Origin of the sequence: Rhodoplanes sp. Z2-YC6860 (assembly GCF_001579845.1) — a bacterium.
Lineage (GTDB): Bacteria > Pseudomonadota > Alphaproteobacteria > Rhizobiales > Xanthobacteraceae > Z2-YC6860.
Map to the genome: position 1 here is coordinate 5,922,242 of NZ_CP007440.1, position 16,934 is coordinate 5,939,175.

Sequence of the window (16,934 nt, forward strand, 5' to 3'; positions counted from 1 at the left end):
TTGCTCGCTATTTGTGCGGCTTAGCGGTCGTATCGTAGGTTCCGAGCAGGTCATCAACCCGCCCTTCCCACTCGGTCCATGGACCGGTCTGATAGCTATAGCCGTTCATGACGAAGCCCGGCCCAGCATAGAACTTCTCATACTGCATGTGCCGGCCGGCAAAGTCGGAGCCGAGCAGGTCCCAGGCCAAGTTGAGCAGCTTCATCCGTTCCCGTGCCGATTGCCCCGGCGCCGACCAGTAGGTCTCGAACGTGTCGCGCAGCGTCTCATCCTCCAGAACCGACGCATCGGCCGGCATCTGAAACACACCGGCCCCCATCAGCTCGCGCACGGTGTCGCAGATCTCGGAGTGATGGTTGGTGCACCAATGCAGCGCCGCATAGACGTAGCGACGGTTGACGGTGTGATAGCCGTTCGGATGCGCCTCGCCGCTGTTGATCTGGCCCATGATCAGACCTTCCAGCGTCGCCTCCATCGCGGCGAGCCGGCCGAGCGTGAACTGCACGGCCGGAACGTTCCGTGCGCCGTTCATGTCGGCGACCTTGCTGGCGATGCCGACAATCAGCTTCAGCTTCTCCAGGAAGCGGACATTGGCCTGATGGTTGGCCATGGCATGCCCCGGCGTGCGCATATAGATCGCGCGCGTCATCTCGACATTGTCGTGGCAGAACACGCGCTCCCATGGCACCTTCACATTTTCGAACAGCACCGCGGCGTCGTTCTCGTCGAAGCGTGACGCCAGCGGATTGTCGAACTCGCTGACCGCGTATTTCTCATAGGGCTTGCGCGACCAGATGCTGACGCCCGGCGCGTTCAGCGGCACCACGCAGGTGATCGATTCCTTCTCCTGTCCGGGCGCGACGGGTTGCAGATTGCCGCACCAGGTCTCGTGGCAGAAGGCTGTCGCGGTGCCGAGCATCTTCAGCCCGTTGATGGTGACGCCCGAATCGTCCTCGTCGACCACGCGCAGCGTCGGCGGTGTGCGCTTTTCGGCGTCCTTGGGATTCGGCAGCCGCCAGCCCTGCGGGTTGGTCACGGTGTGCGAGGCGAAGATGTCGTTCGCCCGCATGTGCCGATAATATTTCTTGATGTTCTCGCCAAAGCCTTGGCGGATCTGATCGAACATCGCCGGGTCCATGACGAGCCCGGTCACATAGCTCGGAAAATTGTCCGGCGAGCGGCCAAGGAGGCCATGAGTCCACGAAGCGATGCGCCGGTGCGTCTCATAGCGTTTGTGCAGGTCTTCACGCGTGCGCGGAAGCAGGAAGTAACTGGAGAAGGTCTCTCCGTCCTCCTCCGCGGTCATCACCTCGCGGTTCTCAGGTGCGCGCTTCCTGTCGTAGATCATCGCAAACGAATGCGCGGCGTTGCGGAACGCCGGATGCGTGGTGACGTCCTCCACCAGTTCGCGTCCGACATAGACCTTGCGGCCGTCGCGGATGCTTTCGAGATATTCCTGCCCTGTCAGTAACATCGTTGTTCTTGCAGTCCTGCCATCATTGCGCGGCGCAAAATCGCTGGCTGCGGCTGGAAGATCAAGTCCAAGTCTCGAAAGCCACTCCGCGCTGAAGCGATATCAGATGCCTGCCAAATGCATTGACAGACGTTTCGCGCAGCCACGCCGCCACGGTAAGCTTACCGCAAAGGATCAAGGAGACCGCCATGCCGGAGCCGGGATTGATTGTCGCGCCGCTCACGCCATTCACCGAGCACCTTACGGTCGATGAGCCCGCACTGGCGCGCCAGATCGACTACATCGTCAAGGATTGCCGCGCCACGATGATCGTCGCGGCTGGGGTTGAGACGCAGGAATATACTTACCTGAGTTTCGAAGAGCGAAAGAACCTGATCCGCCGCACCATCGAACTCACCGACCGCCGCGTGCCGGTGATGGTCGGCATCTCGCACGCGTCGTTCCGCACCGCCATTGCGCTGGCGCACGAGGCCGAGCGGCTCGGCGCCGCGGCGGTCCAGCTGCTGGCGCCGTTGCGGCCGTTCGCCGGACCGCCGACGCAGGCCGATCTGCTCGCCTATTTCGAGGCGATCGGCCGCGAAACCAAGCTGCCGATCACGCTCTATCTCAATCCCGGGCCCGGCGCCGACGTGTCCATTCCCGATACGATCGCGCTCGCCAAGCTGCCGCAGGTTCAGCTCATCAAGGAGAGCTCGCGCGACCTCGCCCGTGTGTCGCGGCTCATCGTCGAGATCGACCGTGCCGGCCACGCCCGTTACTTCACCACCATGCAGATGCTGCTCGCGACGCTGCAACTCGGCGGCTCCGGCGCGACCATGCCGCCGCCGGGGTCCGAGATCGCCCGCGCCGTGATCGATGCATTTGTCGCGAAGGACTACGAGCGCGCCGCCGAGATCCAGCTTCAATTTGCGCTGTTTCCGTCGAAGTGGATGCATCGGGGATTGGCGCCCGCAATGAAGGCCGCGATGAATCTGATCGGCGTCCCGGCCGGCGAGCCTTACCCGCCCTATGCGCCGCTGACCCACGACGAAATGACGGCGCTGGCCGCCACGCTGAAATCGACTGTGCTCGCACCACGCTTCAAAGCCGCTGCCGCTTAAGGAACATCAACGCCATGGCACAACAGGTCGCCCCACCCACCACGCCTTATGGCGTCCCCATCAGCCTTGCCGCAGCCAAGCAGGCGATGGCCGCAGCGGAGGCGGAAGCCACCAAGAACGGCTGGGCGGTTGCCATTGCGATCGTCGATTCCGGCGCCAATCTCGTGATGACACACCGGCTCGACAACGCGCAGCTTTCGTCGGTGCGAATCGCCGAAGCCAAGGCCAGGACCGCGGCTGAATTCCGCAGGCCCACGAAAGTTTTCGAGGATGCGATCGCGGGCGGCGGCATAGGCCTTCGTGTCCTGACCTTCGGCGCCAGCGTTGCCGAAGGCGGCGTGCCGATCGTATCCGGCGGCACCGTCGTCGGCGCGATCGGCGTGTCGGGCGTACAGTCGCATCAAGACGCGCAGATCGCGCAGGCCGGCGCCGACGCGGTCAAATAGCGCCTCGGAAATGCCCCTTTGCATTTTCGCAAATCACGTATAGACGCGATTCTGCCTCGCTCACTGAGGGCGTCGACTAGGGACGTCTATTTGGCGGAGCGAGGTGTGGCGCCTGCAGGCGTGGCTCGTGACCACGTCCCAGGGTGTGAGGTCATCGTCCGTCCCCGATGAGGGGGCCGCCTTCAGTGGCAGGGCGCGGTCGGGTGAAAGCGGGCGCAAATGCCCCCTGGAGCATGGTGGGTGAAAGCCCAGCCGGTCCGATCGAATCTCGAACGGTGGCCTCGCAACAAATCGCCACAAGTGGAGCGCCGGGAGGCGAGCGGACCTGATCGCAAAGGTCCGCGGCACCTCTCGCAAAGGTGCCCCCAAGGTGCGCCGTCTCGGCGCTCCGCGCCCTCACTCATGTGAGGGACCAGGAAGAATAGAGGCGCTGGCCCCGCGCCTGCTTTGAAGGGGCCGATGAATCACGCCTGCAAGGATGCGGAGGACACGCGGTGCGCAGACCAGCGAAGCGGCGCCGTCCTTTCGGGGGATATGACCGACAGCGAGCAGCAGTCTCAGGCGACGATCTTGGCCTGCGGCCGCGATGCCGTGACCCGCGCCTCCACCGGGCGCCTGCCAGGCAACGGCTGCGTCACGAAAGCGGCGAAGCGCTTCCACAGACTTCGCGGCGGCTCACCGTTTTGCAGGGTCGCCATCGCGTCGTTGTTGGACTCGGCAAGGCAGCCGCGCATTCGGATGCCGAACCAGAACAGCGGATTCCAGCTGCGCCACACCGCCGCAGCGTCACGATACATCAGGCCGCCGGAAATCTGCGGCACGCCGCCGAACACCTGCGGCATCACGTCCGATATTTCCTGGTCGCTCAGCACGCCCCATTTCGAGAAGCCGCCCATCATCGGCGAGCTGATCGAATAGACCACGCGTCGGATGCGCGTTTCTCGGATCGGAAACGAGCACATCGGGCACGGCTCCACGTTGGAATAGAGCGTGCAGTCAGAGAGGTCCTTGCGGCCGAGAACCCGCTGCGCCTCCGAGATTGCGATGATCTCGGCGTGGCGGGTGACGTCGGCGTCGCGAGAAACGCGGTTGGTGGTCTCCACGACGACCTCGCCGTCGCGGCAGATCACGCAGGAGAACGGCATCTCATGAGCGCGGACGGCATCCGCCGACAGCTCAACACAGCGCCGCATCATCTTCAGATCGATATCAGAGGGATTCATTGCTCAGCACCAACTTGCCGCAGACAGTGCGGCAGCCCCAGCCTAGCTGTGGCGGTTTGACCCGCTCCAACTGAATGATTTCAACAAGCCCCCGCCCATGCTCGAAACCAATCAATCCAACCTACGAAAAAAAGTTCCACAAAACCTTAACTAAGTTCCCATTTGGGGTGCAGTCCCGCAAGGGTTCGAATCGAGAAGCTTTAGGGCCGGACGGCCCGCCTGTAACGTATCTGTCGGGATTCCCCACGATTTGGTTCAAGCCGGAGCGTTCAAACCTGTGCCGGCTCGGAGGCCTTGACCTGCTCCGGCTCCTTAACGGGCTCGGGCGCCGCCACGGTGCGAGGCTTGCCCATCAGGGCCGGCTGGAAAAGCACCGCGGCGAACATGGTGGTGACCAGCGACAGGGCCAGAAGCTTGCCCATGCTGGACGTGCCCGGATGGCTCGACAGCCACAGGCTGCCGAAGGCCGTCGCCGTGGTGAGCGCGCTCCAGATCACGGCGCGGGTCAGGCTCGATTGCAGGAGATCGGTCTGACCGGCCCGCCACGCCATGATGTAGTAGATCTTGAAGGCGACGCCGACGCCGAGCAGCAGCGGAAGCGCGATGATGTTGGCGTAGTTGAGCGGCATGCCGATCAGCACGCAGGCCTCGAGCGTGATCACGCCTGCGACCAGCAGCGGAATGAGCGTCAGCAGCACGTCGCCGAAACGCTTGAGCACAATCCACAGAAGAATCGCGATCGACACCAGCGCAAAGCCGCCCGCCATGATGAACGCGTTCACGATGGTGCGGCCGGATTCGAGCAGCGAAATCGGGGTGCCAACGGCCTCCGGGAATTGCGCCTGCACGGCGCGACCGAAATGCTGCATTGTGTCGTTGTCGTTGGGATCGCCCTTCGGGATCGCCTGGACGCGCATGCGGCCGTCGGCCGAGACCCATTGCCGCAGCACGCTCTCTGGAAGATTGCTGACCGACACGGGAGCGGCCTGAAGATAGTCGCGCAGCTCCCCGAGCGCGACACGCAGCGGCAGGATGAAAGCGGTTTCGACTGCATCGCGCTTCGCCTTGTCGGCCTGTGCGAGCTTCGTCAGACTGGCGGCAAGACGATTGGCCGCATTTGCACCGCTTCCGCTGGCCGACGCGGCAAGCCGCGTGAGCATGTCCGCAGTTCCCTGCAGCGCCGCGACATTCTGCGCGTCGGACGGCGCATGCGCGCCGTCTTCGGCCGACAGCGGTTGCTGAAGCTGTCGCGCCAACCCGCGGATCATCGCAAGCTTGCTGTCCTGATCGGCCGGGATGAGGCTCGCGACAGTCATGACTTGATCGACTTCCGGAATTTTCTTCAGACGCTCCGCGGTCGCCTCGGCATCTTTGAGATTCGGCACCAGAACGTTGATCGCATTCACGGCGACGGTCGGATCGTTGCGCAGGTCGAGGAAGGTCGCGACCGATTCCACCTTCGTGCTGCGCAGGTTGACCGGATTGAAGTCGAAATGCAGGTGGGCCAGCAACGGCAGCCCGGCAATCGCGACCAAAGCCGTGCCGCCGACCACCGCGATGCGATGCCGTTCGAGGAAACGGTCGACCGGAGCGAAAATACGATAGCCGACCTCCTCCGGCTCGCCCGGCGGCTTGAAGATGGTGAGCAGAGCCGGCAGCACCGTCAGGCTGGTGAAATAAGCGATCAGCATCCCCAAGCCGGCGACCTGGCCAAGCTCGGACACGCCGCGGTAATCCGTCGGCACGAAAGACAGAAAGCCTGCCGCGACGGCCGCGGCCGCAAGCGTCAGCGGCGCGCCGATCTTGCGCGCCGTGCTCGACAGGGCTCCACGCAGATCGGCGTTCTCGTGACGTTCCGAACGATAACGAACGGCAAATTGAATGCCGAAGTCGACGCCGAGACCCACGAACAGCACCGCGAAGGCGATCGAAATCAGGTTGAGCGCGCCGACCACGATCAGGCCAAGCGCCGCGGTCACGACGAGGCCGACAAACAGGTTGAGGAACACCGCAACGATGATCCGACCCGAGCGCAGCGCGAGCCACAGGATCACCAGCACCACCAGAATGGTGGCCACCGAATTGACCAATGCGCCTTCCTTGATGGTGCCAAATTCCTCATCGGCCATCGCCACCGGTCCGGTGAGACGCACCCGCGCGCGGAAGTCCTCTGCCAGCCTCAGATCGGCGGCGGTCTTGCGGATTGCCTCGCTCGCCGCCTCGCCGGGCTCCAGCGCGGCATAGTCGAGCACCGGCAGGACCTCGATCATCCGGCGCAGATCCTTCGGCTGTGGCGCCTTGCCGCTCAGGAGCTGGTGCCACGAGAAGCTTGCCGGCTCGCCGGCCAGCACCTTGTCGATCGTGTCCGCCGACATCGACAGCGGCCGCACCACCTCGTCGAGCTTCTGGCCGCCGGATTGCACGCCGAGCAATCCGAAGGAAAGACCGCGGGTCAGCCCCCGCAGCGATGGATCGCTGGCCAGCGCACCGATGATCGGGCCGGCCGAAGCCAGACCACGCGTGGTGTCGGCGAGTTCGGCCTCGGATTGAAACAACAGGCCGTTCTTGGTGAAGAACGGATCGCGATCCAGCGGCTTGACCGATTTGAAGAGCGCAGGCTGCTTTTCAAGCCTGCCCGCCAGCAACGAGGACGCCTCGGTGGCAAGCTCCGGCGTCGGGGCGTCGACGACGATCAGAATCGAATTGACCGAGCCCGGAAAGGCCGCGTCATAAGCCCTCTCCCGCTTCCGCCATTCGAGGTTTGGCGCGAGCAGATTATTGATGTCGGTGGTGATGGCAAAGTGCTGCGTCGCATAGACGCCCGAGCCGCCTGCGATAACCGCGGCAAGGACGATCACGGCCCAGGCGTAGCGGCTGCAAAACTCAACGAGGCGTGTGACGGCAGTTACCAACATGATTCATGGCTCTGCCGGGTCGCGTCCAGCGAGCGCCTCGGGGTGAAATTGCATGCCGAATCTTTCTTATTCATAAGTCCAAACCGGAGTTCCCGATAATGGCTTGGCCCGCAAGCCGGGCCTTACGGATGGCCGTCAATATCGTGTGAGCATGCAATCCAAAGCTGAGCGCGAGCCACGCGCCGTACCGGATCGCGGGTCAGGTTCTGGGCCGCGAGGCGGCGCTGACGGAGGAGCCGAAGTGACTGGACCATAAAGCCAAATCCGAAGATGAAAGGACCGTTCCTCGTTACTTGCCGAGGTCTACGCTCCCCCACCCCGCCGACCCGCTGCGGCGGCTATGTCACACAAAGGGCAGCCGCTGTCGACCGTTTCGACACACATCCAACCCCGTTACAAGCATGGCGCATGCCATTCGGACGCGTTTTCGCCGTGCCTGGGCGTCCTTCCGGCCGTTATCCCAGGATCGCCTTCAAACCGGTTCCGTGTGGCGGCGCTGCCATTGCGCCCCGGGATCAAAATGCTAGATATCAAGGGTTATGCCGCGCCGCGGTCGTTTGACCCCACCGGCTTTGGACAGGAGCCTTCCGGCCCTCACGGGCCAGAGCATTCAACGTGATGGTCTGACCCGGCAAACCCAACTCCAGCGAAATCAGGCGGTCATTTTGGGCATTCCCCTTCTTCAGAAAGTTCACGTCGGCAGCTACCTCATCCGCCAGCATCTGTCGGGACGGAAGCGCTATCCGCTGGTGCTGATGCTGGAGCCGCTGTTCCGCTGCAACCTGGCTTGCGCCGGCTGCGGCAAGATCGATTATCCGGACGAGATCTTGAACCAGCGCATCTCGGTCGAGGACGCGCTCACCGCCGTCGACGAGTGCGGCGCGCCGGTGGTCTCGATCGCCGGCGGCGAGCCGCTGCTGCACAAGGAGCTGCCGACCATCGTCAAGGGCATCATTGCCCGCCGCAAGTTCGTCTATCTCTGCACCAATGCGCTGCTCATGGAAAAGCGCATGAAGGACTACGAGCCGAGCCCCTACTTTGTGTGGTCGGTGCACCTGGACGGCGACAAGGAAGACCACGACAAATCGGTCTGTCAGGCCGGCACCTATGATCGCGCGGTCGCCGCCATCAAGGCCGCCAAGGCCAAGGGCTTCCGCTGCAACATCAACTGCACGCTGTTCAACAATGCCGATCCGGAGCGGATGGCAAAGTTCTTCGATGAAGTGATGGCAATGGGCGTCGACGGCATCACCGTGTCGCCGGGCTACGCCTATGAGCGCGCGCCGGACCAGCAGCACTTCCTCAACCGCCAGACCACCAAGCAGCTGTTCCGCGACATCTTCAAGCGCGGCAATGGCGGCAAGAAGTGGTCGTTCAGCCAGTCCGGCCTGTTCCTGGACTTCCTGGCCGGCAACCAGACCTATCACTGCACGCCGTGGGGCAATCCGACCCGCACCGTGTTCGGCTGGCAAAAGCCCTGCTATCTGCTCGGCGAAGGCTACGCCAAGACCTTCAAGGAGCTGATGGAGAGCACCGATTGGGACGCCTACGGCGTCGGCAACTACGAGAAGTGCGCCGACTGCATGGTCCATTCGGGCTTCGAGGCCACGGCCGTGCAGGACACCTTCAAGCACCCGCTCAAGGCGCTGGCCAACGCGGTTGGCGGCATCAAGACCGAAGGCGAGATGGCGCCCGAAATTTCGCTCGATCGCCAGAGGCCTGCTCAGTACGTATTTTCGCGTCACGTCGACCAGAAGCTGACTGAAATCCGAGACAACAAGGCCCGCACCAAGCAACCGACGGCCGCGTAGATTTTTGCCCATTCGACGCCGTCGGGCGACACGCAACACCAGGGAACCGCGGACGAAACCTTCGCTTAAAACGCAAGGCCCAAGGACCGCGCGATTGGCTGATCCATGATTCAATCGAATTCCAATTCATCCGATTCCGAGACTTCCCCATCGAACATATTGAAGGCTGGGCTCAAGACTGGCCTGATCGCCGCGATCTTGAGCTTCGGCATCTTTACGAACGGTGCCGCGGTTGCCGCGGAAACTCCGTTCGCCCATCTGGCGGGAAGCTGGGCCGGCCAAGGCAAGATCACGGTTCAGAATGGCTCCAGCGAGCGTATCCGCTGCCGCGGCACTTACCGCGCTGGCGAAACCGGGACGACGCTGACGATCAGCCTGCGTTGCGCCAGCGACAGCTACAAGTTCGAGCTGGCAAGCGACGTCACCTACCAAAACGGCAACATCTCCGGCTCGTGGAACGAAAGCTCGCGGCAGGTTTATGGCCAGCTCACGGGCCGAGCCAACGCCAGCAGCATCACGGCGCAGGCGTCTGCGGTCGGCGTCACCGCGACGATTTCAATCGCCACGCGCGGCAACAGCCAGAGCGTGGCGATCCGCTCGCCCGGCAGCGAGATTTCCGAAATCGCCGTTACGATGGCTCGCGCCGGCCGGTAAGCCCGCCGGAAATAGCGGAAATCATCGACGCGCTCGGCGTGATGCGGCGCCGGAGGCCTAATCACAGGGCCTCAAGCCGCGCGTACGGTGGCGAGGAACTTGTTGGCTTCGAGCCGGAGCTTGTTGCTCTCCTCAGACAGCGCGCGCGCTGATTCAAGAACGCCTTCAGACGCCGATCCCGTGTTGGACGCTTCTTTGTTGACGTCGGAGATACCGGCAGTGACCTGTCGCGCGCCCCGCACCGCCTGTTTGACGTTGTTGGAAATCTGCAACGCGGTCACGTCCTGGGCCTCCACCGACGAAGCGATCGCGGAGGCTATCTCGGAGAGGCGGACGATGGTTGCGCCAATGCCCTTCAACGCGGCAACCGATTCCTCGGTGGCCGACTGAATCCCGGAAATCTGCTCGCCGATCTCGTTGGTGGCCTCGCTGGTCCGCTGCGCCAGCATCTTGACCTCGGATGCGACCACCGCGAAGCCGCGGCCGGCCTCACCCGCTCGCGCAGCCTCGATGGTGGCGTTGAGCGCCAGAAGATTGGTCTGCGCCGCAATGGCGCTGATCAGCTTGACCACGTCGCCGATCCGGCTCGCGGCCGCCGCAAGCTCCGACATCCGGGCGTCGGTGCTGTGGGCCTGCTGGACGGCCTGGCGGGCAATGCCGCTCGATTCCTGCGCCTGGCGATTGATCTCGCTGGCGGACGCGGAAATTTCGTCCGCGGCCTGCGACACGAGTTGCACATTGTTGGCGGCCTGCTCCGCCGAGGCTGCAAGCATCACCGAAAGCCCGCGCGTTGACGATACAGCCTGGGTGAGAGTGGCGGCGGCAGTCTCGAGCCCGATCGATGTGGACGACACGGTGTTGACGACACCGCCTACCGTGGCCTCAAAGGTGTCGGCGAGCTGGCGCATCTCGGCTTTTTGCTCGCTGCGCATGCGTTCGGCGGCCACCTTCTGCTCGCTTTCGATCAGCTCCATGCGGATCATGTTGCTGCGAAACACGTCCGCGACGCGAGCGGTGTCGCCGATCTCGTCGCTGCGCTTGGTGTAAGGAATCCGCACCGCCTTGTCGCCGCCGGCAAGCTGCATCAGCACTTCGCCGATCCTGCGGATCGGCCGGCCGATGGCGACCGAAGAATAGATCATCGTGCCGAGCAACAGGAAGGTCACGATTGCGCCGATCACGATTCGCATGCTCTCGGCCCGAGCGAGCCCCGCCGAGGCGGCGAGGCCGGCTTGCTCACTGTAATGAGCCGCGTTGGCGATGGCCTGTTCCAGCGCGCCGCGTGCTGCGGCCTCCGCGACATTGGCCCGATCGGTCTGGATCCGGTTCTGCGCCTCGATGGCATCGGTCGTGGATTTGAGCGTCCCGGTGTATTCGGCAACCATGGCCGCGAGTTTGTCGATGCCTTCGGACAGTGATTTGTCCGCGGCGTCCCGCCGCGCATAGTTGAGCTTCTGCACCGCCTGTTCGGCCGCGACCGTGATCTTGTAGCGTTGGGCCGCCTCGCTCAGGACGAAATAGCGCCAGGTCGAGGTGCGCGCATCTTTGAAGGCGGACTCTGCCTCGGTGATGAGCGTCTCGACGTTCCTGACATTTGCCAGGAGCTCGAAAGCCGGCGAATTCACAAGGCGCAGAATGCCGCGCGCCCAGGCCGCCTCGGTTTGGTCGAGGCTTTTGAAAGAGGATAGGATTTCGGTCTGCTTGGCTTCGATCTCGCGAAGCGCCGCGACATATTCCAGCGTCAGGCCCTCGATCTTGTCGAACTGCGCTTTGGCCTCGGCGTCGTAGGTCAGCGAGCGCAATCGATCGAGACGCTCATGGACCGCGGCGGCGATCTCGTCGAGCTTGGCAGCAAGGTGATTGGTTTCTTCGATCGTCTGCGCCTTGCGCAGATCACGCCCGGTGATTTGCGCCGACTGCATCGCGACCTCGGTCATGATGCTCTCGGTAACGATCTCGCGTTGGCGGTCGGCGCCCGACACGAGATGCTCGATTGCGCGGCTGTTGATCTGCTCGCCGATGATCATGACGGCGACCAGCAAAATACCGACCGCGACGCAAAAACCGAGTTTTGCGCCGATACGGAACTTGCCGGGGAAGCCGATTCGCCTCATGGCCATCTATGAATTGGCCAGATTTGGTAAATGGGAGGTAAAATCGCTGGCGTTTCCGCAGGCAAACCTGATGAACGCAGCTTTTAGCAGAGGTCAGATTGCTCGCTCCGAGCGCTAATGCCGTGCTTCGTTTGGTGGCAGCTTGAGCAAACCAATCGGCCACGCTGGAATTCGGAGGTTACGCCGAGAGTCGCGGTGATCAATTGCGCCTGTTGCCGCCACTTCAGGCCAAGCAGTTCCTGAATACAGGTGTCGCAGTAAACCTGACCTGGCTTATCGCGCAAAAAATCACGAATGCGCGCTGGCACCGACCGGCTCCCGTTCTGATCGCCCCGAGCCATCTGATATCCGCTTCACTTGCCCCATGGAGCGCCGGATGCCCCGGGGTCAAACTCGATCCGGCGCAGGGAAAGTATCGGGACGCAAAAGTCGAGAATGTGATGAGAGACACAAATTCCGGAATTTTTCAGCGCATTTTTCCCAACTTCCTCAAACGATATGGAATGGAGGCTCACTCGGGTACCGGCTATAAGCATATCCAGGGTAGATAGAGCACGCTTCGAACAACGGACCCGGCAGGTGGTCGACTACAATCAACTCGCACTTGCATTCGGAGCGATCGCGGTCGAGGCCGGCCAGCTCATCATGAAGGCAAGGGACAAAGGCTGTCCCGCTCGACGTAAAGCCGATGGCTCTCCGGTGACGGAGGCCGACCTCGTCGCCGACCAATTCATTCGGGATAGACTTCCGGATATCGCTTGCGGCGCGCTTGTGATTACCGAGGAAGCCTTCGATCTGCATGAGGTCGATCCGCTTCCGGACCGCTTCATCCTTGTCGATCCGCTCGATGGGACTCGCGAATTCGCCGCTGGCCGCGACGAGTTCACGGTCAACATCGCGCTGATCGAGGCAGCGCGACCGGTGGCCGGTGTGATCTACGCGCCCGCCACATCGCAGCTGTATATCGCGGGCAACGAGGCTTACCACGCCGAGGTCAAGCTCGGCGAAGCGATACCCAAGCTGGAAGCGATGCGAAGGCTTTCAACAGCACCGGTCCCGCACGACGGACTCCGTGCGGTCGCCAGCCGCTCACATCTCGATTCTACGACCAAGCAGTGGCTCGATGAACGGGCTATCAAACAGTTCTGCTCGGCGGGCTCGTCGTTGAAGTTCTGTACGCTCGCGGACGGCAAGGCTGACGTTTACCCGCGGTTTTCGCCGACGATGGAGTGGGATACTGCGGCTGGACAGGCAATCTTGACGGTGGCTGGGGGCTGCGTGCTCGCGCTCGATGGCACACCGCTGTGCTATGGGAAGACAGCCGATAAATTTCGGAACAGCGGCTTTATCGCCTGGGGGCGTGCGCCCAGCTTGTGATCTCCAAAGAGAACCTAGACCCAGTACGCCTAGCAGCCGATTGACCATCGCCAGGGTAACTCCCGTGCTCCACGTGCCGACAATTGCTGCCGCTCGAACACTGCCCAAGCATCTCCGACGGCTCGAAGCCGAGTCGATCGAGATCATGCGCGAGGTGATCGCCGAATTCAAAAATCCGGTGATGCTGTATTCGATCGGCAAGGATTCCGGCGTGATGCTGCATCTTGCCATCAAGGCGTTTCATCCGGCACCACTGCCCTTCCCGGTGATGCATATCGACACCACCTGGAAGTTTCGCGACATGATCAAATTTCGCGATGACACCGCGAAACGGCTTGGCCTCAAGCTGATCGTCTACATCAACCAGGAGGGCGTCGAACGCGGCATCAGCCCGATCGCGTCCGGTTCTTCGGTGCACACTCACGTGATGAAGACCGAGGCGCTGAAGAAGGCGCTCGACCTCCATGGCTTCGACGCCGCCTTCGGCGGTGCGCGGCGCGATGAGGAGAAGAGTCGCGCCAAGGAGCGCATCTTCTCATTCCGCTCGCAAGGCCATACCTGGGATCCGCGCAATCAGCGTCCAGAGCTTTGGAATCTGTTCAACAACCGAATCAAGCCAGGTGAGACGATCCGCGTATTCCCACTGTCGAACTGGACCGAGCTCGACATCTGGCATTACATCATGCTGGAAGAAATTCCGGTGGTGCCGCTTTATTTCGCCAAGGAGCGGCCGGTGGTGAAGCGGTCCGGCACCTGGATCATGGTCGATGACGATCGCATGCCGCTTGAACCCGGTGAGAAGCCGCAGATGAAGCTCGTTCGCTTTCGCACGCTGGGCTGTTATCCGCTCAGCGGCGCGATCGAATCTGACGCGAACACCGTCGAGGCTATCGTTGCCGAAATGAAAACGGCTCGTGTCTCGGAGCGGCAGGGCCGCCTGATCGACACCGACGAGGCTGCGTCGATGGAGAGGAAGAAGCGCGAAGGCTATTTCTGATGCTTGACGTTCTGAACCAGGCCGCCCGGGCCGAGGCTCCTGCCAAAGACCTGTTGCGGTTTCTGACATGCGGCTCGGTCGATGATGGCAAGTCGACGCTGATCGGTCGCCTGCTCCACGATTCCAAACTGATCTTCGAGGACCAACTGTCCACGCTCGCCAGGGATTCGGCCAAACACGGCACGACGGGTGAAGAGATCGATCTCGCTCTCCTCGTCGACGGGCTCGAGGCCGAGCGGGAACAAGGCATTACTATCGATGTCGCTTACCGCTTCTTCACGACGCCGAGGCGCTCGTTCATCGTCGCCGATACGCCGGGCCACGAGCAGTACACTCGCAATATGGCGACCGGCGCTTCGAAGGCCGATCTCGCCGTCATCCTGATCGACGCCCGCAAGGGCGTTCTCATGCAGACCCGGCGGCATTCGCTGATCTGCTCCCTGCTTGGCATTCGTCACGTCGTAGCCGCGATCAACAAGATCGACCTGGTTGGCTACAGCAAAGACACGTTTGAACGCATTGTCAGTGATTATACAGCCTTCGCCTCGCAGCTCGGCTTCACCACGATCATGCCGATTCCGATGTCGGCTCGCTACGGGGATAACGTCACCGAGCTTTCCGAGAACACACCGTGGTTCCGCGGCCCAGCCCTGATCCAGTACCTCGAAACCGTCGACGTCGAAGCGAATGCAGCCGAAAAGCCGTTCCGCTTTCCGGTGCAGTGGGTCAACCGGCCCAATCTCGATTTTCGCGGCTATGCCGGCACTGCGGTGTCCGGCTCGATCAACGTGGGCGACCCAATCGTCGTCGCAAACTCGGGCAAGCTCACGCACGTCAAGGAAATCCTGACGTATGAAGGCGCGCTGGACTCGGCTGAAACCGGCGAGGCCGTCACCATCACGCTGACCGACGAGACCGACGTCGCCCGCGGCGACCTCCTGGTTGGTCCGACGGAGCTGCCGGAGGTGTCCGACCAGTTTGCCGCGCATCTGATCTGGATGAGCGAAGACAAGATGGTGCCAGGCCGGTCTTATCTGGCCCGCATCGGCACCAAAACCACTCCGATCACGGTGACCGCGATCAAATACAAGATCGACGTCAACACCCGGGAGCATCTGGCCGCCAACACGCTTGGACTCAACGACATCGCCTTCTGCAATCTCTCCACCGGCGTACCGGTGGCTTTCGATCCTTATGAGCAGAATCGCCACACCGGCGCATTCATCATCATCGACCGTTTCACGAACCAGACAGCCGGCGCCGGCATGATCTCGTTTGGCCTGCGGCGGAGCGCCAACATCCACTGGCAGCCGCTGCTGATCGGGAAGGCTCAGCGCGCGGCGCTCAAGCACCAGCGCCCGGCGATCATCTGGTTCACGGGACTCTCAGGCGCCGGCAAATCGACCATAGCCAACTTTGTCGAGCAGAAGCTGCACGAGGCCGGTCACCACACCATGATGCTCGACGGCGACAACGTGCGTCACGGGCTCAATCGCGACCTCGGTTTCACCGAAGCCGATCGCGTTGAGAACATCCGCCGCGTCGGCGAGGTGGCAAAGCTGATGACCGAATCCGGACTGGTCGTTCTGTGCTCGTTCATCTCACCCTATCGGGCCGAGCGAGAGATGGTGCGGGGGCTGGTGAGCGATGGCGAATTCCTCGAAGTGTTCGTCGACACATCGATCGACGAGTGCATCCGACGCGATCCGAAAGGCCTCTATGCCAAGGCCCGCGCCGGGAAAATCAAAAACTTTACCGGCTTCGACGCGCCCTACGAGGCGCCGGAGCGGCCTGACGTCCATCTGCACACGGCCGGGAAAGAAGCAGCCGAGTTGGCCGATCAGGTGCTGATGGCGCTTCGCGACCGCGGGATCGTTGCCTAGCCTGGCGGCAGGGAGCGTGTCGCAGACAGTTCGGCCGCGAGCTTATCCAGCTCCAAGTCCAGCATGTCTCGCCAACCCGGCAAGCTGCCGCCGAACAGCCCCCGCATGCGCATCAGATCAAGCCGCGAGTTACGGGGCCGCATGGCGCGCGTGGGGTAGGCTTCGCTCGGAATTGCGACCACGCGTTCCACCGCGAGCGGCACGCCACGAGCTTTCAGGCCCTCGATGATGGCGTTGGCAAAGCCGTACCAGCTCGTTTCCCCCGATGCCGCCAGATGCAGGATGCCATTCGTCTTCGCGACACTCATCGCAAAGCGCTGCTGCCCGCCGGAAATCAAGGTGGCAACGGCCTCGGCCACGGCGGACGCCGAGGTCGGCGCTCCTATTTGATCGTCGACGATGCGCAGCTCCTTCCGCTCCTGCGCGAGCCGCAAGATGGTGCGTAAAAAATTGACGCCGCGCGCGGCATAAACCCATGAGGCCCGAATGATGAGTGAATTGCCGCCGGCGGCGCGGATTGCGTTCTCGCCGGCAAGCTTACTTGAGCCATACACCGACAGCGGACGGGCGGCGTCGGTCTCGCACCAGGGCGCCGCTCCGCTGCCATCGAAGACATAGTCGGTGGAGAAGTGAATGAACGGCACGCCTCGAGCCTGCACCCAACGCGCGATCGCACCGGGCGCTTCGGCATTCACCCGCATGGCGACGTCGCGCTCGTCCTCGGCCTTATCGACGGCGGTGTAGGCCGCCGGGTTGATGATGAACTCCGGCGCCAGACGATCGAGCACGTCGCCGATTCTCTCAGGCTTGCCGAGATCGAGCGTCGCGCGGTCCGCCGCAATGACATCGTGCGCCCGCAAGAGCGGAAGCAGCGCGCCACCGACTTGTCCGGAAATGCCTGTCACCAAAATTCGCATCGAGGCCGGCGCGAGTGCTCGAT

Annotated in this window: 12 protein-coding genes; 7 read left to right on the top strand and 5 right to left on the bottom strand. The window is 62.6% G+C overall.

The genetic code is table 11. The annotated features are described in order from the left end of the window. Nucleotides 1-7: 7 nt before the first annotated feature. Nucleotides 8-1,474: a 4-hydroxyphenylacetate 3-hydroxylase family protein gene (locus RHPLAN_RS27950; RefSeq protein WP_068025179.1), complete on the bottom strand. Its 1,467-nt coding sequence runs from the start codon at nt 1,472-1,474 to the stop codon at nt 8-10. A 188-nt stretch (nt 1,475-1,662) separates the two neighbouring features. Between RHPLAN_RS27950 and RHPLAN_RS27955 the strand changes: the two genes are divergently transcribed. Continuing rightward, on the top strand, nt 1,663-2,574 hold the full coding sequence (locus RHPLAN_RS27955; RefSeq protein ID WP_068025182.1) for a dihydrodipicolinate synthase family protein: 912 nt from the start codon (nt 1,663-1,665) through the stop codon (nt 2,572-2,574). A gap of 14 nt (nt 2,575-2,588) precedes the next feature. Then, entirely contained in the window at nt 2,589-3,020 is a 432-nt protein-coding gene (locus tag RHPLAN_RS27960) for a GlcG/HbpS family heme-binding protein (RefSeq protein ID WP_068025186.1), read from the top strand. Nucleotides 3,021-3,577: 557 nt separating this feature from the next. On the opposite strand, the gene RHPLAN_RS27965 is transcribed toward RHPLAN_RS27960, so the two are convergent. Next, complete coding sequence (locus RHPLAN_RS27965; RefSeq protein ID WP_068025189.1) at nt 3,578-4,243, bottom strand: nucleoside deaminase; 666 nt, start codon at nt 4,241-4,243, stop codon at nt 3,578-3,580. Between the two features lie 269 nt (nt 4,244-4,512). Further along, nucleotides 4,513-7,158 (bottom strand): hopanoid transporter HpnN, encoded by a 2,646-nt coding sequence (gene hpnN / locus RHPLAN_RS27970; RefSeq protein WP_068025192.1) that lies wholly within the window; start codon nt 7,156-7,158, stop codon nt 4,513-4,515. A 665-nt stretch (nt 7,159-7,823) separates the two neighbouring features. Between hpnN and hpnH the strand changes: the two genes are divergently transcribed. Together hpnH and RHPLAN_RS27980 are read left to right on the top strand one after the other, a co-directional pair. Beyond that, complete coding sequence (gene hpnH / locus RHPLAN_RS27975; RefSeq protein ID WP_068025195.1) at nt 7,824-8,969, top strand: adenosyl-hopene transferase HpnH; 1,146 nt, start codon at nt 7,824-7,826, stop codon at nt 8,967-8,969. A gap of 159 nt (nt 8,970-9,128) precedes the next feature. Further along, on the top strand, nt 9,129-9,623 hold the full coding sequence (locus tag RHPLAN_RS27980) for a hypothetical protein (protein WP_068025197.1): 495 nt from the start codon (nt 9,129-9,131) through the stop codon (nt 9,621-9,623). A 71-nt stretch (nt 9,624-9,694) separates the two neighbouring features. Here RHPLAN_RS27980 and RHPLAN_RS27985 read toward each other — a convergent pair whose 3' ends face one another. Next, entirely contained in the window at nt 9,695-11,743 is a 2,049-nt protein-coding gene (locus RHPLAN_RS27985; RefSeq protein ID WP_068025200.1) for a methyl-accepting chemotaxis protein, read from the bottom strand. Nucleotides 11,744-12,316: 573 nt separating this feature from the next. On the opposite strand from RHPLAN_RS27985, the gene cysQ reads away from it, so the two are divergent. The 3 genes from cysQ (at nt 12,317) to cysN (ending at nt 15,994) form a co-directional block, all read left to right on the top strand. Further along, complete coding sequence (cysQ, locus tag RHPLAN_RS27990; protein ID WP_068025204.1) at nt 12,317-13,114, top strand: 3'(2'),5'-bisphosphate nucleotidase CysQ; 798 nt, start codon at nt 12,317-12,319, stop codon at nt 13,112-13,114. Nucleotides 13,115-13,259: 145 nt separating this feature from the next. Then, entirely contained in the window at nt 13,260-14,111 is an 852-nt protein-coding gene (gene cysD, locus RHPLAN_RS27995; protein ID WP_068031945.1) for a sulfate adenylyltransferase subunit CysD, read from the top strand. Further along, entirely contained in the window at nt 14,111-15,994 is a 1,884-nt protein-coding gene (gene cysN, locus RHPLAN_RS28000; RefSeq protein WP_068025207.1) for a sulfate adenylyltransferase subunit CysN, read from the top strand. Before cysD ends, cysN begins: the two co-directional genes overlap by 1 nt. Here cysN and rfbD read toward each other — a convergent pair. Beyond that, on the bottom strand, nt 15,991-16,899 hold the full coding sequence (gene rfbD, locus RHPLAN_RS28005) for a dTDP-4-dehydrorhamnose reductase (RefSeq protein WP_335341030.1): 909 nt from the start codon (nt 16,897-16,899) through the stop codon (nt 15,991-15,993). The genes cysN and rfbD overlap by 4 nt on opposite strands. Nucleotides 16,900-16,934: the final 35 nt, after the last annotated feature.

What these genes read in the sequence shown, in the direction of transcription:
- RHPLAN_RS27950 (WP_068025179.1), bottom strand. Translation starts at nt 1,474, where the DNA reads ATGTTACTGACAGGGCAGGAATATCTCGAAAGCATCCGCGACGGCCGC.
- RHPLAN_RS27955 (WP_068025182.1), top strand. Translation starts at nt 1,663, where the DNA reads ATGCCGGAGCCGGGATTGATTGTCGCGCCGCTCACGCCATTCACCGAG.
- RHPLAN_RS27960 (WP_068025186.1), top strand. Translation starts at nt 2,589, where the DNA reads ATGGCACAACAGGTCGCCCCACCCACCACGCCTTATGGCGTCCCCATC.
- RHPLAN_RS27965 (WP_068025189.1), bottom strand. Translation starts at nt 4,243, where the DNA reads ATGAATCCCTCTGATATCGATCTGAAGATGATGCGGCGCTGTGTTGAG.
- hpnN (WP_068025192.1), bottom strand. Translation starts at nt 7,158, where the DNA reads ATGTTGGTAACTGCCGTCACACGCCTCGTTGAGTTTTGCAGCCGCTAC.
- RHPLAN_RS27985 (WP_068025200.1), bottom strand. Translation starts at nt 11,743, where the DNA reads ATGGCCATGAGGCGAATCGGCTTCCCCGGCAAGTTCCGTATCGGCGCA.
- cysD (WP_068031945.1), top strand. Translation starts at nt 13,260, where the DNA reads ATGCGCGAGGTGATCGCCGAATTCAAAAATCCGGTGATGCTGTATTCG.
- cysN (WP_068025207.1), top strand. Translation starts at nt 14,111, where the DNA reads ATGCTTGACGTTCTGAACCAGGCCGCCCGGGCCGAGGCTCCTGCCAAA.